This is a genomic window from Enterococcus sp. DIV0574 (assembly GCF_051711125.1).
In the GTDB taxonomy this organism is placed as follows: Bacteria; Bacillota; Bacilli; order Lactobacillales; family Enterococcaceae; genus Enterococcus_D; species Enterococcus_D gallinarum.
The window spans coordinates 1,879,158-1,901,628 of record NZ_JBIOMA010000001.1; the positions used below are offsets into that span (position 1 = coordinate 1,879,158).

The following is a 22,471-nucleotide window of genomic DNA, read 5'->3' on the forward strand; positions in this document are numbered from 1 at the left end:
CGATTCCTCCTTATAGTTTTTCGATCGGAGCAAATGCTGCAAGCAGCCGTTTTACTCCTTGTTGGGGAAAAGCGACATCTAATTCTAGATCCTGGGCGGCCCCTGTGGTCCGAACGATCGTGCCGACACCCCATTTTTTATGGTTGACTTTTTCCCCCACTTGCCATTGATTGCCGGCTGCAGTCGTGGTTTGTCTCGACGAAACAGTGGACTGACGAGGTTGGGTATACGTTGGTTTGAAAACTTTAGGCTGAAAGGAAGCAGCTGCCCCTTTCGGCTGAGTTCTTTCTCCCAGTGACTGCAGAAGATCTTGTTCAATCTCTTCCACAAACCGAGAAGGACGATTGTATTGAGTGCGTCCATACAATGTACGAGAAAATGCGTTTGTCAAGAATAGCTCTTCTTCTGCACGAGTAATCCCCACATAAGCCAAACGACGTTCTTCTTCCAGTTCGCTTTCTTCCATCAATGCTCGAGATAACGGGAAGATGTTCTCTTCTAGCCCAATCAAAAAGACCACAGGAAATTCCAATCCTTTTGCCGCATGCAATGTCATTAATGTCACTTGACTGCTTTCTTCTTCATAGGAATCAACATCGGAAAGTAAAGCGAGGTCATTGAGGAAGACAGTCAATTTTTCTTCTGGCGCATCGGCATCATCTTCATTTTGTGCCTCAAAGCGTTTGTCAAATTCTTGGGTCACTGTTAAGAACTCTTCCAAGTTCTCCAGCCGGGATTGTGATTCCAGATTGTTCTGATTGATCAAATCTTGTTTGTAACCTGTTTTATCCAAAATTTCTTTCGTCAGTTCTGTCACTGACAGATAAGGAATCATTTGGGCAAACTGGTCCATCATCATGCCGAAGCTACCAAGTTCTTTGCCGGCCTTGCCTGAGATATTGGCTAAATCGACATTCATCGCAGCTTCTAACAAGGACCATTCATGAAGCGAAGCAAACTCACGAAGTTTTTCGACAGAAGTCGCCCCGATACCACGTTTAGGCACATTAATGATCCGTTCTAGGCTTAGAGAATCGCTTGGGTTAGCAATGGCCGAAAGATAAGCCAAGATATCACGGATTTCTTTCCGATCATAGAATTTGCGTCCGCCCACCATTGTATAAGGCACGTTTGCTTTTAATAGCATTTCTTCAATCACCCGGGATTGAGCATTGGTCCGATACAAAACAGCAAAATCGCCGAATTTACGTCCTTTATCTGCAATTTGTTTTTGCATCTCACTGACTATAAAACGAGCTTCATCTCGTTCACTATCCCCGCGATAGTAAGTGATTTTTTCACCGGCTCTATTTTCAGTCCACAAATTTTTGTCTGGACGGTTGCGGTTGTTTTTGATGACTTGATTCGCAGCGTTCAAAATCGTCTGAGTTGAGCGGTAATTTTGTTCCAACAAAATCACTGCTGCATCCGGATAATCTTTTTCGAAGTCCAAAATATTTTGCATATTGGCACCCCGCCAGCCATAGATACTTTGATCCGCATCTCCCACGACACAAAGATTTTTGAAGCGGTCCGCTAATAAATTAACAAGCGTATATTGGGCATGATTCGTATCTTGGTATTCATCCACATGGATATAGTGAAATTTTCGTTGATAAAACTGCAGTGCATCTTCATTTTCCTTAAACAAGCGAATGGTATTCATGATCAGATCATCAAAATCCATACATTGATTATTTCGTAATTCCTTTTGATACAGCGCATAACAGCGGCCTACGATCTGTTCAAACAAGCTCCCTTGTTGATTTTCATAATCTGCCGGAGTCAACAATTCATTTTTGGCATTGGAGATCGCTCCTAAAATGGAACGCGGGTCATATTTTTTTGGATCAATATTTAACTCTTTTAAGACTCGTTTCATCAAAGTGTTTTGTTCAGAGGTATCAATGATCGTAAAGTTTCTAGAGTAGCCGATCTGATCAACATCTCTTCGTAAAATCCGGACACACATCGAGTGAAACGTAGAGACCCAAACATCTTCTCCCCCAGATCCAAGAAGCTGATTCACCCGTTCTTTCATTTCTCTAGCCGCCTTATTCGTAAAAGTAATGGCTAGAATATTCCAAGGATTGACATTTTTTTCTTCAATCAAATAAGCAATCCGATGGGTTAAGACCCGCGTTTTGCCACTACCGGCTCCGGCCATTAACAACAGAGGTCCTTCTGTATGCATCACGGCCTCTTTTTGCCGGGGATTCATATTCGCAAGTAATTCATTTTTGGATGACATGGTTTTAACCATCCTTTCTTTCTCAATCCATTCAATTATAGCATTATCCGATTGTTGGGAAAACCGAACGCCTTGAAAAGTTGCTAAATTTTTCTTTTTTGTCCTTCAAAAAAATTCCTTGTTATCTATTCAAAAAAGGGCTAAATTAAATAAGGAAAGTGAGGAGTTTGATGAAGAAACATGAAATCCATTATTTAGATACAACCCGCCTGGCCTTTATAGGCAAAGGAATCTTGGTAGGAGCATTTGTGGGGATCGTGGTTAGTTTGTTTCGCCTTGCGATTGAATGGATAGGCGAAAAAGTTGCTGCTGTCTATCGACACCTTGCTGATTATCCAGATCAGATCATACTGTGGGTAATTCTCTCTATCATCACTGCAATTATTGTGATCCTTTTAGTAAAATCAGAACCTCAAATCAAAGGCAGCGGTATTCCTCAAGTTGAAGGGAAGTTAAGTGGCGAGATCGATTATAATTGGTTCTCTGTCCTTTGGAAAAAGTTTATCGGGGGCATTTTATCCGTCGGATCGGGTCTTTTTTTGGGGCGGGAAGGTCCTTCGATTCAACTAGGTGCTGCTGTCGGACAAGGTTTAAGTCAGTTCTTCAAAGCCCCAAAGTCAGAAGAAAAAATATTGATTTCCAGTGGTGCCAGTGCAGGATTGTCGGCGGCTTTCAATGCACCGATTGCCGGTTTGCTGTTCATTTTAGAAGAGATCCATCATTCCTTTTCACCTCTTGTATGGCTGACATCTTTTGCTTCAGTGATTACTGCTAACTTTGTCTCTTTAAATTTTTTTGGATTGAAACCTGTCCTTTACCAAGGAAAGATCAATGACTTGCCTTTGAAATATTACGGTGCTTTAGTCATCTTAGGTATCTTACTAGGGATCTTAGGACGATTTTACCAGTGGACATTGCTGTCTTTGCCTAAATGGTATGGAAAACTACCCATATCCTCTGACTGGTATGGATTGATTCCTTTTGTGCTGATTATTCCAATCGGTCTATTTTTACCAGACTATTTAGGCGGCGGGAATCAAATTATCTTGACTTTAGGAGAAACCGGGGCTCCACTGTTGTTTTTGGTCATGTTGCTGATTTTGCGTTACTGTTTTTCCATGATTTCATATGGAGCTGGACTGCCTGGGGGGATTTTCCTACCTATCTTAACATTAGGTGCGCTGATTGGTGCGATCTTTGGTACCTTTTTGGCACAGTCGATCGGTCTGGATCCTATTTATATCAAGAATTTCGTGATCGTAGCAATGGCTGGTTATTTTACAGCGATCGGTAAGGCTCCTTTAACTGCTATTATTTTAGTAACAGAGATGGTTGGATCAATCAATCACCTAATGCCGTTAGGACTAGTTAGTTTAGTAGCTTATATCGTGGTCGATGGTCTTGGTGGTCATCCTATTTATGAGTCTCTCCTTGAAAAGATGCATAAAGAACCCGCTGTGAATATCCGAGGAACGAAAACAGTGATCGAGTATCCGGTAACCGCAGAAAGTTCATTTGATGGGATGGCCGTTCGAGACTTTCCTTGGCCAGAAAACATGTTGCTGATTTCCATTCGTCGTGGCGAAAACGAAATTTTGACCCGCGGAGATACGATCATGAAAGTTGGTGATGCCCTTTTGATCTTAACGGATTCGAATAGTGTTTCGGAAGTGAAGAAAAAAATCAGCTATTTAGCTGATGGTCCTCTGACTTAAACATTGGCTGCCAAATTGCCGTCAACATCCTCCTGTCTTTATTTATCGATCAGAAAAAAATCGAAGGAGCAAAGCTGCAGAACATGTTCTGCAGTTTTGCTCCTTCTTTCATTGCCATACAATCGCTGTCGTATAATATTGCCAAACGGTTCTTTCTAAAATCAGCTTCTGAAATCAGCTATAGTATTTTTCCACCAAACGTTCATCCACATAAACGGAAACTTGACCGTCATTGACTGGGAAAATTCCTTTACCTGTTTCGTCTAAGACAACTTTTGCTTCATTATTTTTCAAAATATCTACGTAAGTTTCACCACCATGAATGGCGCTGATGGTCATTTCTTTCTCAGCACCTTGGGCATTCGTCATGACCACGGCCAAGCCAGACAGTTCGTGCTCATAATCTCCTGTCAGTACCCAACCGATACAATTTGGGTCATCGAAATAATCAACTTGATTGCCAAAGGAGATTTTTTCACGCAATTTCAGGAGATTTTCTAAATCTTCTCCAACTGGTTCAATACCTTGTTCAGGAATACCGAATAGATCCCCCCAGAAAACAACTGGTACTCCAGCTTTTCGCAACAAGATCAACGCATAGGCATGCACTTTAAACCAGCCATCTACCCATGACTGTAAACTCTGACCGACTTGCGTATCATGGTTATCGACAAAAGTCACAGCGTAGTCTTCTCGAGAAGCAGTCAATGTACCTGCAAAGATTTGACTCATATCGTACGCACCATTCGAATGAGATGCTTCATAGAAATTGTAATGCAGTGGCACATCGAACAGATGGATCAGATTTCCGGAAGAATCGAGATACTCTTCTAGTTTCGGCAGATCACCCGACCAATATTCTCCCACCACAAATAAATCTTTGCCTTTTTCTTCCCGGCGATTCAAAAGCCAATTAACATAATAATTAAACTCAATATGTTTGACAGCATCTAGGCGATAGCCATCCACATTCGTTAACTCTTGATACCATTTGCCCCATTTATCCAGCTGTTCGATAGTTTCTGGATTCTCCATATCCAAATCACAGCCCATTAGATAATCATAGTTGCCCATCTCATCATCCACTTGATCTTCCCACCCTTTTTGGGCAAAGTTAAACAAGGCATGATCGTTGGTTCGGTCATCATAATCAACGCCAGAAAAATTTTTCCAAGTCCAGACATAGTCATTGTATTTCCCTTTTCTTCCAGGGAAAGTGAACTTCGTCCAAGCTTCGATCTCTTCTTCATCACTTATCGGCTTGTTGCGATTGTCCCAACTGTATTTGACCGCTGGTGCCGTTTCTTTTTCATCGGCTCCTATCAAATGATTGAATACAATATCTGCGTAAACCTCCAACCCCTGATCTTGCAACGCTTTGATTGCTTCAAGATATTCATCTTTGGTTCCGTACTTGGTCGGTATTGATCCCTTTTGATCAAATTCTCCAAGATCGTAGTAGTCGTAAACACCATAGCCAACATCTTCGACGCCCGCTGTACCTTTATATGCAGGAGGCAACCATACCGCTGTAAATCCATAATCTTTAAGCTCACTACTCATTTCTTTCAATCTATTCCAATGTTGACTGTCTGCAGGCAAGTCCCATTCGAAGCCTTGCAATATCACTTCATTCTTCATATAATTCCCCCCTTAAAATAATTAAGCCAAAGAATAGCCATTCTTGTCAAACATTAACCCATTTCGATTCTTTTCTGAATGATTTGCCGACCGTTTTTGACCGTTTAAGAATGTATTACCCTTACATTTTGACTGTTTTTAACCGATTGTGATTGATTATGACTGTTTTATGTGCTATCATAACAATTGAAGAGGTGATGTAAATGCTTACAGAAGAGCGTCATCAAAGGATTTTAGCCCTTTTAGAAGAAACGGATATCGTGAAAGTCAGCGAATTGATCCATCAATTACAAGCATCTGAGTCCACTATCCGTCGCGATTTACAAGAACTTGAAGCACAGGGAGTTTTGGTCCGAATCCATGGAGGTGCCAAAAAGATCCAGCACCTTGGATTTGAACCCAATATGAAAGAAAAAACGCAAAAGTTCCAAGTAGAGAAACAAAAAATCGCCCAATATGCCGTCTCACTGATCAAAAAGGATGAGGTCATTTACTTGGATGCTGGAACCACAACTTTAGAAATGATCCCTTTCTTGTCATCGATCTCAAATGTGAAGGTTGTAACCAACTCTGTCAAACATGCGGCATTACTGATCGATCAAGGAATCGAGACATTGATTTTAGGAGGAACGATCAAAATCAGTACGAACGCTGTCTTGGGGAGCGGTGCCAGTGAGCAATTGCGAAAACTGCGCTTCAATCGCTGTTTTATTGGAATGAATGGTGCTCATGTAGACGCAGGCTTTACGACTCCAGATCCTGAAGAAGCAATGATCAAAAAAATCGCGATTGAAAATAGTCAAAAAGCTTATGTATTACTGGACCATTCTAAATTTCAACAAACTACTTTTGCTCAAGTTGCTGCCATTGAAGACGCAGAGATTATCACAGACTTCTGTCCGAAAAACTATGCGGCTAAATTTCGAACACAAACAACTATTATGGAGGTATCCGAATGATTTATACTGTCACACTCAACCCATCAATTGACTATATTGTCCACGTCGAAGCATTACAATTGGGCGAACTTAATCGAATGAAGCAAGACTTTAAACTTCCTGGCGGCAAAGGCATCAATGTTTCTCGTATTTTACAGCGGATCCAGATCCCTTCCACTGCACTTGGATTTATTGGCGGATTCACTGGACGTTTCATTGAAGATTGGCTGATCAATGAAAGAATCACGACCGATTTCACACAAGTTGCTGCCGATACAAGGATCAATATTAAATTAAAATCTGGCGAAGAAACTGAAATCAATGGATTAGGGCCAACAATCTCAAAGGATGAAAGTCAGCAATTGAAAGACAAACTGTCTTCTCTTACCAAGGAAGATATCGTCATTTTTTCTGGTAGCAAACCGAATGGACTGACGGCTGACTACTATCAAGAGTTGATCGCCATCGTCAAAGAAGCTGGAGCCGAGTTCGTCATTGACACAACGGGTCCAGAGTTGTTCGCAGCATTACCCGACCAACCGTTGCTGATCAAACCCAACAATCATGAATTAGCGGAATTGTATCAAACGACATTCCACTCCTTCGAAGATATTTTACCTTATGGACAAAAATTAATCGCTGATGGCGCCAAGAATGTCATTGTCTCCCTTGGCGGAGATGGAGCCATTTTCTTTACTGGAAACGAAATCTACCGCTCGAATGTTCTGAAGCGTTCACTGAAAAACTCGGTTGGAGCTGGCGACTCAATGATTGCTGGCTTTATCGGACAATATACAGCAACAAAAAATGCACTGGAAGCCTTTAAATGGGGAGTTGCTTGCGGCAGCGCCACTGCTTTTTCAGATGATTTAGCCACATCAGCATTTATTCAAGAATTATTGCCAGAAGTTGTTATTGAAAAGATACTTTGACTTAACATAAGGAGGATAAACAATGAAAATCAACGATTTACTCTTAAAAGATGCCATGATCATGGACCTTCAAGCAACGGATAAAAAAGGTGCGATTGACGAAATGGTTGCCAAACTTTATGAAGTTGGCCGCATTTCAGATATTGCTGTCTACAAAGAAGGGATCTTGGCTCGCGAAGCCCAAACATCAACCGGTCTTGGCGACGGTATCGCAATGCCTCATGCGAAAAATCAAGCAGTCAATGAAGCGACTGTTTTATTTGCTAAAAGTAAAACCGGTGTGGATTATGAGGCACTGGATGGTCAACCTACTTACCTCTTCTTCATGATTGCTGCTCCTGAAGGGGCTAATGATACCCATTTACAAGCCTTAGCTGCTCTTTCCCGCTTGTTGATTGATCCAGAATTTGTTGAGAAATTAAAGAAAGCACCAACTGCGGATGCAGTCCAACAACTATTTGCTGAAGCAGAAGTACAAAAAGAAGAACAGACAGATGTCACAACTACAGAGTCAGTGAGTGATCGCCCTTATATCGTTGCTGTTACAGCCTGTCCAACAGGTATTGCTCATACTTACATGGCTGAAGATGCATTAAAGAAAAAAGCCAAAGAACTAGGCGTAGAAATCAAAGTTGAAACGAATGGTTCGGAAGGCATTAAAAATCGATTAACAGAAGAGGACATTGCGCGAGCAGCTGGCGTCATTGTCGCTGCTGATAAAAAGGTCGAGATGGATCGTTTCAACGGCAAACATCTAGTGAATCGTCCTGTTAGTGACGGGATTCGTAAGACGGAACAACTGATCAATGAAGCTTTAAGCGGTGATGCTCCTGTCTTTCACAGTAGCGGACAAACAGTTGCAGAAGAATCTTCTGCTGATGGTACGTTTGGTCAACGAATCTATAAAGATTTGATGAATGGTGTTTCCCATATGTTGCCATTCGTTATTGCAGGCGGAATCATGATCGCTATTTCCTTTATGGTCGATCAATTCATGGGTGTACCGCAAGACGCTTTAAATCAATTAGGTAGTTATAATCAACAAGCTGCTTGGTTCAATCAAATCGGTAATGCCGCTTTCGGATTCATGTTACCTGTCTTGGCTGGATTTATTGCATCGAGTATCAGTGATCGCCCAGGTTTGATCGTTGGTTTTGCTGCTGGCGCATTGGCAAACAGTGGTGGCGCAGGATTCCTTGGTGCATTGATTGGTGGATTTTTAGCAGGATATGTCATCAAATTCTTGCGCAATCTTTTCAAAGGTTTACCTAAGTCATTAGACGGAATCAAAACGATTCTCTTTTACCCTGTTTTTGGTTTGTTGATTACTGGGTTCCTCATGCTAATGATCAATGTCCCAATGAAAGCGATCAATGACGGCTTAAACAGCTTCTTAACAGGATTGAGTGGAACAAATGCCGCTTTACTAGGTGCTCTGTTAGCAGCTATGATGGCAGCCGATCTAGGTGGTCCAATCAACAAAGCTGCCTATGTGTTCGGTACAGCAACACTTGCCACAACGGTTGCCGAAGGTGGTAGTGTCGTAATGGCCTCAGTCATGGCTGGTGGAATGGTGCCGCCATTGGCGATCTTTATCGCAACAGTTTTATTCAAAAATAAATTCACTAAAGATCAAAAAGAAGCAGGTTTGACGAATATCGTGATGGGCTTATCTTTTGTTACTGAAGGTGCGATTCCTTTTGCAGCAGCTGATCCTCTTCGGGCCATTCCAAGTTTCGTGATTGGTTCTGCTTTAACTGGTGCCCTAGTCGGTGCATTCAATATTCAATTGATGGCTCCTCACGGCGGGATCTTTGTGGTCCTTTTACTATCAAAACCATTATTATTCCTATTGTTCATATTAATTGGTGCGATTGTTTCAGGAATCATCTTCGGTTTGTTAAAAAAAGAAGTAACTACCGCTTAATACGTGTTGTGTGAAACAACTAGCGTCTCCTATGCAAAAAAAATCTCCAGTGTGTTTGAAACACACTGGAGATTTTTTTGCGAGAATCATTCAACTTTCTTGTCTTTGCTATTTTATATGGCTCTATTTATTTCCAGAAATGGATTGGTGTTCAGCTAAGCGTTCCATATTCATAAAATAGACCCGCAAGCGATGGGTTTCTTTTTTTAGATTGACCCAGGTATATTTTTTGCTGCGATGCAAAAAACCAAAGCGAACATCTGACATACGATCTTTCAATTCGTCGATAGGTATATCTGTCATCGCCTCTTGCGGCAAATAGAACTGCAAACAGACGGTGTATTCTTCAAAATGTTCCGTAGTGTAATCCGCCTCTAAATGACTGCGAATATAAAATTCATAAGCATCTAAGCCATTATCGAGCGTTAACTGTGGTTTTAAGACAATGTAATCCATCATCCGCATGCCTTCTTGGTCGATCCAAGGGAAATAAGCCTGTGCATTCAACAATCCCCTCACCCGACGTTCTTGGTAAATCTCACGAACTAAATCAAAGTTCCGAGTGATAAAATGGGTCGCTTTGCGTTTGACGGTGGGCTGTAAACGATCATTTTGATATTGGATCGTTTGGATCAACTGATGGCCAAACGCGTATTCAATAAACGGTTCTCGCAAAATCCCTACTCCGTTATCCCAAGTAAGTTGATCCACCCCGATTTGGTCCCGAAACAAACGTTGATAAGAAAGGTTGGCAGGATGATCCCATTGAAACGGATCACGGTAAAGCTCCACCATGACAACCCCTTCCTCCATCGTTTGGATTTGTTCTACTTGTTGGGCATCTTTAATAATCACTAACGGTAATACTCGCTCATAGTACTCTGAGAAATACATGCGCCAACAGGAAGTTAAACAAAACCCGTTATAAAAAACATCATATCCGGCAAATTGATTGCAATCGATCACGATTTCTTTGGCATGGTTTTTTCGCTTTGGTAATTCAGCGATTTCTTCTGGTTTCTGAAAGTTATAGCGTTTCTCTACACTTTCGACATTATGATTGAGGAATTCATCATAAGCTCGAATATAACTAAAGAGACCGCCTTGTTCCATTGTGGTCTTTATATAACTCAGTAATAGTTCTCGCGATCCCTGAAAAACATCAAATGTAAAAAGATGTCGTTGCAGTACGGCTTCTTGGACAACGTGTATACTGGATTCATTTTGTCCATCGGTTAAAATCAGTTCAAAATTGACCTCATCAATACTTCCCTCCAGCAATGAGCGTACTTCAGCGATATCATAGGAGTGGATTTCCTTTTGATTTAAATAGTAGCTGGTGGGGGTAAAGGAAAGACGGACCAAAGCGAACCAGTTGGCTATTTGTTCACGCATCAGAGCATCGGCGAGTTGTGCCGATTGAATAAAGGCATAGATTTTCTTCGTTTTGATCATCTTTCTCACCTCTTTATGTACTTCTTATTTTATTATAGTAAAGGGATTCATGATTGAACACTATTTCGCTTACTTTTGAGATGAAAAACTTTGGTTTTCATGGTAAACTAGAGGCGCTTGGAGGTGGGAATATGGGATTAAAATTCCAACGTGAAGATTCTCTTGATAAAATGTTCGATGAGTTTGCTATTCTTCCCGACAATGACAAAAAAGAAAACAAACCCGACATCGAACGCTTCTTGAATGCGAAAGAAGATAAAGAAGAAACTGAAAAAAATACGGATCTTAAAAAGCAAACAAAAAAAACATCCTAATCGATGTTTTTTTGTTTGCACAGAATTTTTCCGATAAAAGATGTTCCGGAGCAAACTTTCTCCGTTTATTTTCTAGTCCTGAGAGATTGCCCCATGCATCTTACCTCTTATCTATTATTGCTTGATGGCCGCTTCTATCGCTTGCCAAGCTTCTTCTTTCCCCTGTTTAGTGATGGAAGAAAAAAGAATAAAGGTGTCTGCTGGATCGAATTCCAGCGCTTTTTTGATCACACTTTCATGCTTGTTCCATTTCCCGCGAGGAATCTTATCTGCTTTCGTGGCCACCACGATTACTGGAATCTCATAATATTTCAAAAACTGATACATTTGAATATCTTCCTGAGAAGGCGCATGGCGCAGATCCACTAGAGAGACGACTGCCCGCAGCTGCTGTCTCTCTGCAAGATACGTCTCGATCATCTTCCCCCACTTTGCCCGCTCCGTTTTTGAAACTTTTGCATAGCCATATCCTGGCACATCCACAAAATGCAAGGTGTTTTCAATCAAGTAAAAATTCAATGTTTGGGTCTTACCAGGTTTCGAAGACGTTCGCGCTAAATTTTTTCGATTAATCAATGTATTGATAAAGGAAGACTTCCCAACATTGGAACGACCCGCTAACGCGATTTCCGGTAAATGCGTATCCGGATATTGTGCCGGTGAAACAGCACTGATCACAATTTCTGCATCATGTACTTTCATCTGCTCGCTCCCTTCTAATAAAATCTCATATGCTTTCAGAAAGAAAGTCGGATAGTCATCAAACTATCCGACTTACTAAAATCAAACTGCTTTTTTTGTTTCTTCATTATAAATGATTGTCGGTTCACCGATTTCTTTGGCTGCATCTTCGGTAATAATGACTTTTTCAATCGACTCATCAGAAGGAACATTGAACATCACGTCCATCATGATATTTTCGATAATCGAACGTAAACCACGAGCACCCGTATTGCGTTCGATCGCTTTATCCGCAATCGCGCGTAGAGCAGCTGGATCAAACTCAAGCTCAGTATCGTCTAATGCTAACAGTTTTTGGTATTGTTTGACTAGCGCATTTTTCGGCTCCGTCAAAATACGGACCAAGTCATCGGTCGTCAATTTGTCTAAAGCTGCCATAACCGGCAAACGGCCAATAAATTCTGGGATCAAGCCGAATTTCAACAAGTCTTCAGGAATGATATGTTGCATGATGCTTTCATCTTCTGAGAACCGTTTGTTGTTCGTTCCAAAACCGATCGTTTTTTCACCCATCCGGTTTTTAACGATGGTATCAATCCCATCAAATGCACCACCAACGATGAATAAAATATTCGTCGTATCGATTTGAATCATTTCTTGATGAGGATGCTTCCGTCCACCTTGAGGCGGTACACTTGCTTGTGTCCCTTCCAAGATCTTCAGCAACGCTTGTTGCACCCCTTCACCCGATACATCTCGCGTAATCGAAACATTTTCGCTTTTACGAGCGATTTTGTCGATTTCATCAATATAAATGATACCCTTTTCTGCCATTTCAACGTTATAGTCCGCTGCTTGCAGAAGTTTCAGCAAAATATTTTCTACATCTTCTCCGACATATCCAGCTTCCGTCAAGCTGGTGGCATCGGCGATAGCAAATGGCACATTCAATGAACGGGCCAATGTTTGAGCAAGGAACGTCTTCCCAGAGCCAGTTGGTCCAATTAGACAAATATTGCTTTTTTGCAACTCAACGTCTTCTGCGGTCGGCTCAACGTTCACTCGTTTGTAATGATTGTAAACCGCTACAGCAAGTGTCTTTTTCGCACGATCTTGTCCGATGACGTAATCATTTAATATATGCAGCAATTCTTGTGGTTTAGGTACCTCGGTAAATTCACGAATGGCTTCTTCGTAGAACTCTTCGTCAATGATCTCCTTGCACAAGTCGATACATTCATTACATATGTATACACCAGGACCGGCAACGATCTTCTTTACTTCCTCTTGCGTCTTCCCGCAAAAAGAACAACGAACAGCGTCATTTCCATTTGTGTTGTCGTACATACTGTTCACCCCTTGATAAATTTCTAACCTGTAAAGGAGTGGAATTGGTTTTACTATCTTTACAGTCTTTAATCATCTTATCATAACTCATTTGAAAGAAAAAGCTATTTCTCATGGCCGTTACGTTTTCTTAGCAATTGACCACGTCCACAAAATAAGTCAAGATCCTCCTGCTCAAAAAGGCAAAGTAAGCAAAAACGATCGTATGAAATATACACACCATTGCTTTTTGATCAATCAAAAAGGGCAAACATCGGAAAAGACGTTTGCCGCTCTTTTGATGAAAATTAAGCTTCTTTCGCCGTACCAGTTACGATTTCAACGGCTTTCTTCATTGTGATGTCATGTTTCAACATATCTTCTGTCAAGACGCGTTTGATTTGATCAACAGGCATGTTGTAAGCTTCTGAAAGCTCTTGAATTTCTTTTTCGATGTCTTCTTCAGTTGCTTCCAAACCTTCTGCTTTTGCGATTGCTTCAATCACAAGGTTAGTTTTCACACGAGTTTCTGCTTCGCCTTCAAATTGTTGATGCAAGTCAGCTTCCGTTGAACCAGTCAATTGATAGTACATTTCTGGTGAAATTCCTTGACGTTGCATGTTGTTCAAGAACTCATCCATTGAGCGGTGAACTTCGTCATGGACCATTGAATGTGGTAATTCAACGATTTCTGCGTTTTCTACTGCTTGGCGAATCGCTGCTTCATCTTTTGCATCTTCAGCAGCTTTTTCTTTTGTTTCTGTCAATTCTTTGCGGTATTTTTCTTTTAGTTCAGCAAGTGTTTCAACGCTATCATCAACATCTTTCGCAAATTCATCATCTAATTCAGGCAATTCTTTTGATTTGACTTCGTGAACAGTTACTTTAAAGACCGCATCTTTACCTGCTAGATCTTCTGCTTGATAATCTTCAGGGAAAGTGACGTTGACTTCTTTGCTTTCGCCAGCTTTCACTCCTACTAATTGATCTTCAAAACCTGGGATGAAAGAGTTAGAACCCAATTCTAATGAATAGTTTTCGCCTTTGCCGCCTTCAAATGTTTCTTCACCTAAGAAACCTTCAAAGTCGATAACGACTGTATCGCCATTTTCAGCAGCTTCGTCTTCTTTGATGACTAACTCAGCTTGTGCTTCTTGTTCACGTTTGATGCGAGCATCTACGTCTTCTTCTGTTACTTCACGATCTTGTTTTTCAACAGTCAACTCTTTGTAATCACCAAGTTTAACTTCTGGTTTCACAGTCACTTCTGCTTTGATCACCCAGTCTTGACCTTTTTCCATGCTGTCAACATCGATTTTTGGTTGTGATACTGGATCAATACCAGCTTCTTTAACTGCTGCTTCATAAGCTTCTGGCAAGACAGCATTCAATGCATCTTCATACAATGCTTCTTCTCCGTACATACGGTTAAACACTTGGCGGGATACTTTTCCTTTACGGAAGCCAGGTACGTTTAAGTTGCCTTTCACTTTATTAAATGCAGTCGTCAAACCTTTTTGGATTTCAGCTTGCTCGATCGAAAATGTCAATACACCATCATTGGTGCCTGTTTTTTCCCATTTTGCAGTCATTTATTTCCCTCCGAATAACAATTATATTTTACATATGAAATAGTTTCATGCATACCTTTAAATAGTACACTAACGTTCTTTAATTGTAAACATTTTACCTAGAAACTTCTCGTTTTTTTCTTGAGTGATCTGCTTTCAGAATTAGAAAGAACCCAAAATCTTTCGTAATCTTGTTTTCTTACGTTGGATCTCTTCGTCGATCGCTTGTGGTTCGCTTTTTGCAAAAAGATCTTGATACTCATCTATATAGCTTTGTACCCAGCGATCAATCTCTTGGGTTTCTGGCAAGAACGGATAGCTTAAAGCAAAATGATCATTCAACTCTTCTAAAATGCCTTCTGCTAAGGTTGGATTTTCTTGCCCGATTCGTTCATTCACAGCTTGTCGCATTTGGCTGAAAACTGGCACATCCCTCAATAAAGATAACTGATTGGGAATGATCTGCCGTTGATCCCCCATGTAGTCTATCAATTCAAACTGCTGTGAACTTCCTAAACGGACAAGCTCTTCTACTAGTTTTGGTAACAAAAAAGGATTCGTTAACTGAGGAAGCAGCTCCGTCATCAACGATACAAACTGATCCTTTGTGAGTCCTTGGGAAAAAACGTGCCATGTGTGCCCGCTAACTGGTTGGTTGCTGCTGTCCATTGCAAGCAATGACTGTTTTTTTCCTAAAAAATCTTCCAAACCAAGTATTTGTTGAACTTCTTCTACTTTATCCAATTCTTTCACTAAATTTTCGCTTACCGCTTCAGAGATCACCGGAAATTCCTCTGCGAGTCTTATCCATTTTCTCGCTTGCAAGTATTGACCATCAAGAATCAACAAATGACCAATTTGAACAAAACCATTTGGATCTTGTAGGTATTCATCCAAGAAATCATCTGCCACTTCCAACGCTTTTGCAAAATCAGCCAGTTGCTGTAAGCACTTAACGAGAGACTGATTGATCTCAAAAGAAGAATGCTCAGTATAAATTTCCTGGTAATCATGGTAAGCCTTCAGATAATCTTTTGCCTGATATGCTTTTTCTGCTGAATGACGCAGGCGGTCTTCAGGTTTTGGAAACTGGATCGTGTCTCCCATATCTCATTCTCCTTTATCTGTAATCGATCTGCAATCGCACTTCCGCTTGCATGGTGCAATCTTCTGGTAGCAAGACCGCTTTTCAACGGGTCAGTCTTCGTTTGCCTCAAATAGAGACTGACCGCTCATTACGTTATTGTCTATTCTTGTTATATATTGGCATTTGCCTGTTTATTGAATGCTTTAATCAAATTGATAGTAACCACACTGGTCTCAGAAAAATAATCTCCGGCATGCTGCTTTTCTTTAGTAAAAATCACTGGCAAATAACCGCAATAAAAGAAAGGATTGAATTGCAAAACGTAGCGCATACACAGTTCTCTTGTCAGAACTGTTTTCCAACTCAAATCAGCTTCTGTAAATGACACGACCCGAATACCGAAAATCATCTTACCTACCGTTTGTCCCTGATTGAACTTTGTTAATAAAACAAAATAGCCTAAGTAGATGGCCAACGAGAGTAACTGGTAGAGTCCAAAAGGATGCCCGCTACTTGACCAACCACCTAAGTGATAGATCGTATCCAGAGTAATTCCTGTAATAGCTCCGATACAAAGTACATCTACGAGATAAGCAAATAGCCGAATCCAAAACCCAGCAAAAAAGTAATCTGGAAAATCATTCACTCGTCTGCGTTCTTTCTGTTTGTCTTCTATCCCCTCATACCGTTGCCATTCTTTTTGACGCTGATCAATCTCTTCCTCGCTAAATTCTTTTCTCTTAAACGAGCCCAATACTTGTTGATAGAAATCATCTGGATGATTCGTCACAGCGGCCTCTTGATTTGGGGTATCCACAGCTAGTTGTGCTTCTTGATTCGCCTGCTCTGTAGAGATTCCAGAGGTCGACTCTAGATTTTCCAGAGTTACGTTTTCTGCTCCCTGTTCAACAGGTTGTTGTTTGATTCGTGGCTCTTTCGTTTCTTTTTCAGGCATAGTTATTCACCTCCATAATAATAAAGAGGTTTCGGCGCATCCATCGTACCTAGGCTTTCCACTACTTGCAAAAGACGACTAGACTCAGATGCCTTCAGCCCTTGAAACTCTGCCAGCTTTGAACCCAGCCATGTAGAAGCGAACCCTGTGGAACCGACACCATATTCAAAAATTTCCGCATCCTCTAACCCTTGATCTGCTTCTAATGCAGCGAAGGCGTCCTCAGGAAACCCAATTTCGTCAACTAACCCGTTCTCCACTGCTTGTTGACCATCATAAATCCGTCCGTCAGCAATTTTTCTTACAGCTTCTTCTGACATGCCTCGTCCTTCAGCTACAATGGAAACAAAGCGTCCGTATGCATTATCCACGTAAGTTTGCAGAACTTTCTTGTCCTCATCGGTAGCGGCTCTTGTAGAGGAACCCATATCTTTCAAGGCACCACTTTTATAGGTGCTATCTTCGATCCCTAATTTATCCAATAAACCTGAATAATTCAATCCAGACATAATAACTCCGATAGAACCTGTCACGGTTTCATCTGTGGCAAAGATTTTGTCCGCACCCGCTGAGACATAATAACCACCGCTAGCTGCGGTGTTCTTCATACTGACATAGACAGGAATTCCAATTTCTTTGATCTTTTTCATTTCACGAGCAATCTCTGCACTTTCGTAAACTCCGCCCCCAGGCGAATTCACTTCAAATAGAATCCCTTTGATCGTTGGGTCCTCTTGCGCGGCACGTAATTCTTCAAGAAATAATTGATGATCATATCCTTCTGATGAGAACAATCCACCACCTGAAGTATTCGCAATCGTCCCTTCCAAAGTCAAGCGAAGGATACGGTTATTGCTATCTCCAGCCGCTATTTGATGTTCCTCCAATTCATTGCTTCCGTATAAAAGAGCATTCAATCCGTCCAGTGACGACTCTTCATTTGCTGGCGGAGCCATCAAAGCAAAAACACCTGAGCACACAAACAATCCAATTGCAATCGCAACAGCCACCCATCTTCTCTTATTCATTTTTCCACTCCTTTTTAATAGCGGTTCTCAATCACAATTACCGCTTCAACTAGTCCACTTGCATCGAATTTTTCGCTTTTTTCTTTCAATGCGTAGCCGCCGAAATATTCTTTAGTTAATTCATCTTGCACTCGAAACGCTTGTGCTTCTTGAACAGAGATCGCACCCGGAAGAATTTCCTGCAGGCTGTCCCAACCAGTGTCTAACATGATTTTTGTATCATCATTGACATTTTCTTGTTTCTCTAATCTTTCCACTATTTCCTTCAACTCGGAAAACGTCATACATTGTACAGCTTCTGACATCTTCATCCCTCACTTTCTTCTGTCATTGTATCGAAATTAAAAAAAAAAGGATAGTCAAAAACGACAATTCCAATTTTACGAATTGGATCATCCGCAATTCTCCTTCTTTAAATCTCCATTACAGAACAAACATTGCCTCTAATAACATCTATACCAATTATTTTTTTTAGCTTTTTCTCTTGACTAACGTCCTTATAAATATTATGATAATGCATGTATTTCTATAAAATAATTTAAGGAGGATAGATAGACCAATAGGAATAGCGCCAGATCTGTACAACAGATGACGAGGAAAGAGTTTATCGAAGTTTTCGGCGGGTAACTCTAGGGACTGCACTCTATAAGCAAGAACAAAACCTCATCGTGAGATGAAAACAAACCTCTTGCTGCGCAGGTAGAAATACATAATGAATCGTAAATAAGTAGTGGAAAGTAGGATTTGTCATTATGTGTGGAATCGTAGGAATTGTAGGAAAATCAAATGCTGAACAAGTCATTTTGAATGGTTTGGAACGTTTAGAATATCGTGGGTATGACTCAGCAGGTTTATATGTTGCTGATCGTACTTCTGGCCACTTAGTCAAAGCACAAGGGCGTATCAAAAACTTGGAAGACAAAGTCACACCAGAAGTAACAGGAACGATCGGTATCGGACACACTCGCTGGGCAACTCATGGTAAACCATCAGAAAAAAATGCCCACCCTCATACTTCTTCTAACCAAGAATTAGTACTGGTTCATAACGGAGTAATCGAGAATTTTGAAGAATTGCATCAAAACTATTTAAGTGATCATCACTTCGAAGGACAGACAGATACAGAAATTGTCGTCCACTTGATCGAAGTATTGAAAAAAGACCTTTCGACTAAAGAAGCGTTCAAAAAGGCACTCTCATTGATTCGTGGTTCTTATGCCTTTGCATTAGTTGATAAAAATGACCCTGAAACCATCTATGTAGCAAAAAATAAAAGTCCGTTATTGATTGGGCTTGGGGATGGGTTTAACGTTATTTGTAGTGATGCATTGGCTATGTTGGATCAGACTACTCATTTCGTTGAAATTGAAGACGGTGAAATGGTAACTGTGACGGCAGAAACGATTGAAATCGAAGACTTAAAAGGAAATCTTGTTTATCGCGAGTCTTATGAAGCACAACTTGATTTAACAGACATCGAAAAAGGAACGTATCCTTACTATATGCTGAAAGAAATCGACGAGCAGCCAGCTGTGATGCGTCGTCTCGTTCAAGAGTATCAAGGCACAGGAGAAGTGACGATCGATGACGCATTAAAGGATAAAATGATTGCGAGCGACCGCATCTACATCGTTGCTTGCGGAACCAGTAATCACGCTGGTTGGGCCGCAAAAGCGATTCTAGAATCTCTGACACAGATTCCTGTTGAAGTACATTTATCAAGTGAATTCGGCTACAACATGCCTTTGCTGTCTGCAAAACCTTTCTTTATTTTTCTATCACAAAGTGGAGAAACAGCCGACAGCCGACAAGTCTTGGTAAAAATCAATCAAATGAATTTGCCTAGTCTGACTATTACCAATGTAGCAGGCTCGACTCTTTCTCGTGAAGCTGACCATACATTGTTGCTTCATGCCGGACCTGAAATCGCCGTAGCTTCTACCAAGGCCTATACTGCTCAAATCGCAGTTTTAACCTTATTAGCAAAAGCAATCGGTGATGCTAAAGGTATTGCTGCTGCACAGGACTTCGATGTTTTCCATGAATTAAGTATTGTTGCCTCTGCTATGGAAACATTAGTTGATGAAAAAGCGGTCATCAGTCAATTAGCAGAAGATTATTTGTCTGTTAGTCGCAATGCGTTTTATATTGGTCGAAGCAATGACTATTATGTTTCCATGGAAGCTGCACTGAAGCTAAAAGAGATTTCTTATATTCAAGCAGAAGGATTTGCAGCTGGCGAATTGAAACATGGAACCATCGCACTGATCGAAGAAGGAACCCCAGTCATCGGAATCATCACTGAAGAAGTGACCGGCTCCCATACGAGAGGAAATTTGAAAGAAGTTGAGTCTCGTGGCGCTCATACTTTAGTCATCGTCAGCCAAGAACTAGCGAAAGCGACGGATCACATTGTTTTGCCTTCGGTCCATCCATTGGTTACTAGTTTAGTTGCCGTGATTCCTACGCAACTGTTGGCTTACTTTGCAACATTGCAACGAGGGTATGACGTGGATAAACCTCGAAATTTAGCTAAATCAGTGACTGTCGAATAAAACTTTTAAAAGTTTTTAGGCAGAAAAAAGAGCTGCGACAAGACGATTGTCGCAGCTCTTTTTTTCGTACAACCAATTAAAAGCAATTTTTTTAGACAAGCTGAAACTGCTTGGAATTGCCTATTTTGATCATCCTTTCTTTTCTCGTCCCTCAATTTTTTTAAAGTCTTTTAAGTAATGCACAAAACAGCAAGCAGCATTCATCCCAGATTCATTGCACCTCTGTTGATCAACATAGGAGAAATGTATCATTTCTTTACACACCACGTGCCATTTATGATGATTATCCCTACTATCGTCAGTAAACTAGTTGCAACGAATAAAATATTCCCCATTAATGACCAGTGATCACTAAAAAGTAATGAAAGCAGGATGAAAGCACCCAGAACCAACATACCGATGCCATTCGCTACATACAAACGATCTAAATCATACTGTGCCTTTTTTTCTTCAGAAGCCATATTGTATCCAGCAATCAATTGCCATCCATGTCTGCTTAAAAATAGGATACCTGTAATAAAAAACAAACCCACGACTAACCATCCTGTTGTATTTCCCATCACACATTCATCCTCTCTACACGTCTGCCTAACGTTTAGATCCATTCACCAATCGGTTTCTTGCGCTTTATACAGTGAGTATACCACATGAAAATCATTATTTGGATTATCATTATATTTTCACAAGATAAAAAAACCAACGAAAACGACTTTCGTTGGTTTTTGATCTCATTTATTCCGCACCGATTTCTTCCCGTACGACAGCTGCGATTTTATCGACATAATAATCTACTTTTTCTGTTGTTGGTGCCTCAGCCATCACGCGCAATAGTGGCTCTGTTCCAGAAGGGCGTACTAAGATTCTACCTTCCCCATTCATTTCTGCTTCTGTTTCTTCGACGATTTTTCGGATTGCCGGTACATCCATCGCGCCATTTTTATCTGTCACACGAATATTAACTAATTTTTGCGGATAGATCGTAACTTCCCCTGCCAGCTCAGAAAGTTTTTTCCCAGTCTGCTTCATGATATTCAATAACTGGATACCAGACAGCATTCCATCCCCTGTCGTATTGAAGTCTAAGAAGATCATGTGTCCGGACTGTTCCCCGCCAAAGTTGTAGTCATTTTTGCGCATTTCTTCTACAACGTAGCGATCACCCACTTGAGTAATCACATCTTTCAAACCAATGGCTTCAACAGCTTTATGAAAACCTAAATTGCTCATCACAGTTGTAACGATGGTATCTTGTTTCAAACGTTTTTGTTCAGCTAAGTATTTTGCACAAATGTACATGATCTTATCGCCGTCAACAATATTACCTTGTTCATCAATAGCGATCACCCGATCACCGTCTCCATCAAAGGCTAGTCCAACATCGGCCCCTTTTTCGACAACAAACTCTGCTAATTTCTCAGGATGAGTGGAACCAACACCATCATTGATGTTCAAACCATTCGGCGAAGTTCCCATGGTATAAAAATCAGTTTCTAAGTCTGCAAACAACCGATTGACACTTGTAGCAGTCGCCCCATTGGCTGCATCTACACAGACGGTGATGCCCTCTAGATCACCCGGGATCGTTTGACGGAGAAATTGGGAATACTTCAAAAGACCTTCTGGAAATTCATCAACGGTTCCTAAACCTTCAGCTGACGGCCGTGGTAACGTATCTTCTGCAGCATCTAATAAAGCTTCGATCTCCGCTTCTTGTTCGTCCACCAATTTGAAGCCATCATTACCGAAGAATTTAATTCCGTTGTCTTGTGCTGGATTATGTGATGCTGAGATCATTACTCCAGCACTAGCTTTTTGGACCCGTGTCAGATAAGCCACACCCGGCGTTGAGATGACGCCTAGTTGAAACACTTCGATTCCCACAGATAGCAAACCAGCGATCAGTGCATTTTCTAATAGCTGACCAGAGATTCGTGTGTCTCGACCAACTAAGACGCGAGGTCGACGATCGTCTGTTTCATGTTGACTCAATACATATCCGCCATAGCGGCCAAGTTTAAATGCTAATTCTGGTGTAAGTTCCTTATTTGCTTCTCCACGAACACCATCTGTACCAAAATATTTTCCCATAATGTAT

At 41.0% G+C, this 22,471-nt stretch carries 18 protein-coding genes; 6 read left to right on the forward strand and 12 right to left on the reverse strand.

The window, feature by feature from the left end:
• Nucleotides 1-10: 10 nt before the first annotated feature.
• Nucleotides 11-2,251 carry a DNA helicase PcrA gene (pcrA, locus tag IGJ45_RS09155; protein WP_021149781.1) on the reverse strand — a complete coding sequence of 747 codons (2,241 nt, stop codon included), beginning with the start codon at nt 2,249-2,251 and terminating at the stop codon, nt 11-13.
• 167 nt (nt 2,252-2,418) lie between these two features.
• Between pcrA and IGJ45_RS09160 the strand changes: the two genes are divergently transcribed.
• Nucleotides 2,419-3,966 (forward strand): ClC family H(+)/Cl(-) exchange transporter, encoded by a 1,548-nt coding sequence (locus IGJ45_RS09160; RefSeq protein WP_409531775.1) that lies wholly within the window; start codon nt 2,419-2,421, stop codon nt 3,964-3,966.
• A gap of 174 nt (nt 3,967-4,140) precedes the next feature.
• Here IGJ45_RS09160 and IGJ45_RS09165 read toward each other — a convergent pair whose 3' ends face one another.
• The gene (locus IGJ45_RS09165; RefSeq protein ID WP_081132025.1) at nt 4,141-5,607 is read right to left on the reverse strand and encodes an alpha-amylase; all 1,467 of its coding nucleotides are present in this window, start codon (nt 5,605-5,607) and stop codon (nt 4,141-4,143) included.
• Between the two features lie 203 nt (nt 5,608-5,810).
• Here IGJ45_RS09165 and IGJ45_RS09170 point away from each other — a divergent pair, with 203 nt between their 5' ends.
• The 3 genes from IGJ45_RS09170 to IGJ45_RS09180 are packed head-to-tail and all read left to right on the forward strand — an operon-like array spanning nt 5,811 to nt 9,404.
• Entirely contained in the window at nt 5,811-6,566 is a 756-nt protein-coding gene (locus IGJ45_RS09170) for a DeoR/GlpR family DNA-binding transcription regulator (RefSeq protein WP_003126440.1), read from the forward strand.
• Nucleotides 6,563-7,477: a 1-phosphofructokinase gene (gene pfkB, locus IGJ45_RS09175; RefSeq protein WP_003126439.1), complete on the forward strand. Its 915-nt coding sequence runs from the start codon at nt 6,563-6,565 to the stop codon at nt 7,475-7,477. Before IGJ45_RS09170 ends, pfkB begins: the two co-directional genes overlap by 4 nt.
• Before the next feature lie 22 nt (nt 7,478-7,499).
• Nucleotides 7,500-9,404, forward strand: a complete 1,905-nt coding sequence (locus IGJ45_RS09180) for a PTS fructose transporter subunit IIABC (RefSeq protein ID WP_103299792.1) — start codon at nt 7,500-7,502, stop codon at nt 9,402-9,404.
• A 123-nt stretch (nt 9,405-9,527) separates the two neighbouring features.
• On the opposite strand, the gene IGJ45_RS09185 is transcribed toward IGJ45_RS09180, so the two are convergent.
• On the reverse strand, nt 9,528-10,859 hold the full coding sequence (locus IGJ45_RS09185; RefSeq protein ID WP_138372002.1) for a hypothetical protein: 1,332 nt from the start codon (nt 10,857-10,859) through the stop codon (nt 9,528-9,530).
• 131 nt (nt 10,860-10,990) lie between these two features.
• On the opposite strand from IGJ45_RS09185, the gene IGJ45_RS09190 reads away from it, so the two are divergent.
• Nucleotides 10,991-11,173, forward strand: coding sequence for an SPJ_0845 family protein (locus IGJ45_RS09190; RefSeq protein ID WP_029486767.1), 183 nt, complete (start codon nt 10,991-10,993; stop codon nt 11,171-11,173).
• A 114-nt stretch (nt 11,174-11,287) separates the two neighbouring features.
• Here the strand turns inward: IGJ45_RS09190 and yihA are convergent, their stop codons facing one another.
• The 7 genes from yihA to IGJ45_RS09225 form a co-directional block, all read right to left on the reverse strand.
• Nucleotides 11,288-11,875 carry a ribosome biogenesis GTP-binding protein YihA/YsxC gene (gene yihA / locus IGJ45_RS09195; RefSeq protein WP_003126435.1) on the reverse strand — a complete coding sequence of 196 codons (588 nt, stop codon included), beginning with the start codon at nt 11,873-11,875 and terminating at the stop codon, nt 11,288-11,290.
• A gap of 81 nt (nt 11,876-11,956) precedes the next feature.
• The gene (clpX, locus tag IGJ45_RS09200) at nt 11,957-13,201 is read right to left on the reverse strand and encodes an ATP-dependent Clp protease ATP-binding subunit ClpX (RefSeq protein ID WP_219645036.1); all 1,245 of its coding nucleotides are present in this window, start codon (nt 13,199-13,201) and stop codon (nt 11,957-11,959) included.
• Between the two features lie 287 nt (nt 13,202-13,488).
• Entirely contained in the window at nt 13,489-14,772 is a 1,284-nt protein-coding gene (gene tig, locus IGJ45_RS09205; protein ID WP_219645035.1) for a trigger factor, read from the reverse strand.
• 141 nt (nt 14,773-14,913) lie between these two features.
• Nucleotides 14,914-15,858 carry a hypothetical protein gene (locus tag IGJ45_RS09210; protein ID WP_242387049.1) on the reverse strand — a complete coding sequence of 315 codons (945 nt, stop codon included), beginning with the start codon at nt 15,856-15,858 and terminating at the stop codon, nt 14,914-14,916.
• Nucleotides 15,859-16,007: 149 nt separating this feature from the next.
• The gene (locus IGJ45_RS09215; protein ID WP_103299788.1) at nt 16,008-16,793 is read right to left on the reverse strand and encodes an RDD family protein; all 786 of its coding nucleotides are present in this window, start codon (nt 16,791-16,793) and stop codon (nt 16,008-16,010) included.
• Between the two features lie 2 nt (nt 16,794-16,795).
• Nucleotides 16,796-17,821, reverse strand: a complete 1,026-nt coding sequence (sppA, locus tag IGJ45_RS09220) for a signal peptide peptidase SppA (protein WP_103299787.1) — start codon at nt 17,819-17,821, stop codon at nt 16,796-16,798.
• A 14-nt stretch (nt 17,822-17,835) separates the two neighbouring features.
• Entirely contained in the window at nt 17,836-18,126 is a 291-nt protein-coding gene (locus IGJ45_RS09225; protein ID WP_060813438.1) for a hypothetical protein, read from the reverse strand.
• 447 nt (nt 18,127-18,573) lie between these two features.
• Here IGJ45_RS09225 and glmS point away from each other — a divergent pair, with 447 nt between their 5' ends.
• A complete protein-coding gene (gene glmS / locus IGJ45_RS09230; RefSeq protein ID WP_409531776.1) occupies nt 18,574-20,376 on the forward strand; it encodes a glutamine--fructose-6-phosphate transaminase (isomerizing) in 1,803 nt (600 codons plus the stop codon).
• Between the two features lie 248 nt (nt 20,377-20,624).
• Here glmS and IGJ45_RS09235 read toward each other — a convergent pair whose 3' ends face one another.
• On the reverse strand, nt 20,625-20,936 hold the full coding sequence (locus tag IGJ45_RS09235) for a DUF3784 domain-containing protein (RefSeq protein WP_005471352.1): 312 nt from the start codon (nt 20,934-20,936) through the stop codon (nt 20,625-20,627).
• A gap of 172 nt (nt 20,937-21,108) precedes the next feature.
• A complete protein-coding gene (gene glmM, locus IGJ45_RS09240; RefSeq protein WP_003126423.1) occupies nt 21,109-22,464 on the reverse strand; it encodes a phosphoglucosamine mutase in 1,356 nt (451 codons plus the stop codon).
• Nucleotides 22,465-22,471 lie beyond the last annotated feature (7 nt).

What these genes read in the sequence shown, in the direction of transcription:
- IGJ45_RS09170 (WP_003126440.1), top strand. Translation starts at nt 5,811, where the DNA reads ATGCTTACAGAAGAGCGTCATCAAAGGATTTTAGCCCTTTTAGAAGAA.
- IGJ45_RS09165 (WP_081132025.1), bottom strand. Translation starts at nt 5,607, where the DNA reads ATGAAGAATGAAGTGATATTGCAAGGCTTCGAATGGGACTTGCCTGCA.
- glmS (WP_409531776.1), top strand. Translation starts at nt 18,574, where the DNA reads ATGTGTGGAATCGTAGGAATTGTAGGAAAATCAAATGCTGAACAAGTC.
- tig (WP_219645035.1), bottom strand. Translation starts at nt 14,772, where the DNA reads ATGACTGCAAAATGGGAAAAAACAGGCACCAATGATGGTGTATTGACA.
- IGJ45_RS09210 (WP_242387049.1), bottom strand. Translation starts at nt 15,858, where the DNA reads ATGGGAGACACGATCCAGTTTCCAAAACCTGAAGACCGCCTGCGTCAT.
- IGJ45_RS09180 (WP_103299792.1), top strand. Translation starts at nt 7,500, where the DNA reads ATGAAAATCAACGATTTACTCTTAAAAGATGCCATGATCATGGACCTT.
- glmM (WP_003126423.1), bottom strand. Translation starts at nt 22,464, where the DNA reads ATGGGAAAATATTTTGGTACAGATGGTGTTCGTGGAGAAGCAAATAAG.
- pcrA (WP_021149781.1), bottom strand. Translation starts at nt 2,251, where the DNA reads ATGTCATCCAAAAATGAATTACTTGCGAATATGAATCCCCGGCAAAAA.
- yihA (WP_003126435.1), bottom strand. Translation starts at nt 11,875, where the DNA reads ATGAAAGTACATGATGCAGAAATTGTGATCAGTGCTGTTTCACCGGCA.
- IGJ45_RS09235 (WP_005471352.1), bottom strand. Translation starts at nt 20,936, where the DNA reads ATGGGAAATACAACAGGATGGTTAGTCGTGGGTTTGTTTTTTATTACA.
- clpX (WP_219645036.1), bottom strand. Translation starts at nt 13,201, where the DNA reads ATGTACGACAACACAAATGGAAATGACGCTGTTCGTTGTTCTTTTTGC.
- sppA (WP_103299787.1), bottom strand. Translation starts at nt 17,821, where the DNA reads ATGAATAAGAGAAGATGGGTGGCTGTTGCGATTGCAATTGGATTGTTT.
- pfkB (WP_003126439.1), top strand. Translation starts at nt 6,563, where the DNA reads ATGATTTATACTGTCACACTCAACCCATCAATTGACTATATTGTCCAC.
- IGJ45_RS09225 (WP_060813438.1), bottom strand. Translation starts at nt 18,126, where the DNA reads ATGTCAGAAGCTGTACAATGTATGACGTTTTCCGAGTTGAAGGAAATA.
- IGJ45_RS09185 (WP_138372002.1), bottom strand. Translation starts at nt 10,859, where the DNA reads ATGATCAAAACGAAGAAAATCTATGCCTTTATTCAATCGGCACAACTC.
- IGJ45_RS09190 (WP_029486767.1), top strand. Translation starts at nt 10,991, where the DNA reads ATGGGATTAAAATTCCAACGTGAAGATTCTCTTGATAAAATGTTCGAT.
- IGJ45_RS09215 (WP_103299788.1), bottom strand. Translation starts at nt 16,793, where the DNA reads ATGCCTGAAAAAGAAACGAAAGAGCCACGAATCAAACAACAACCTGTT.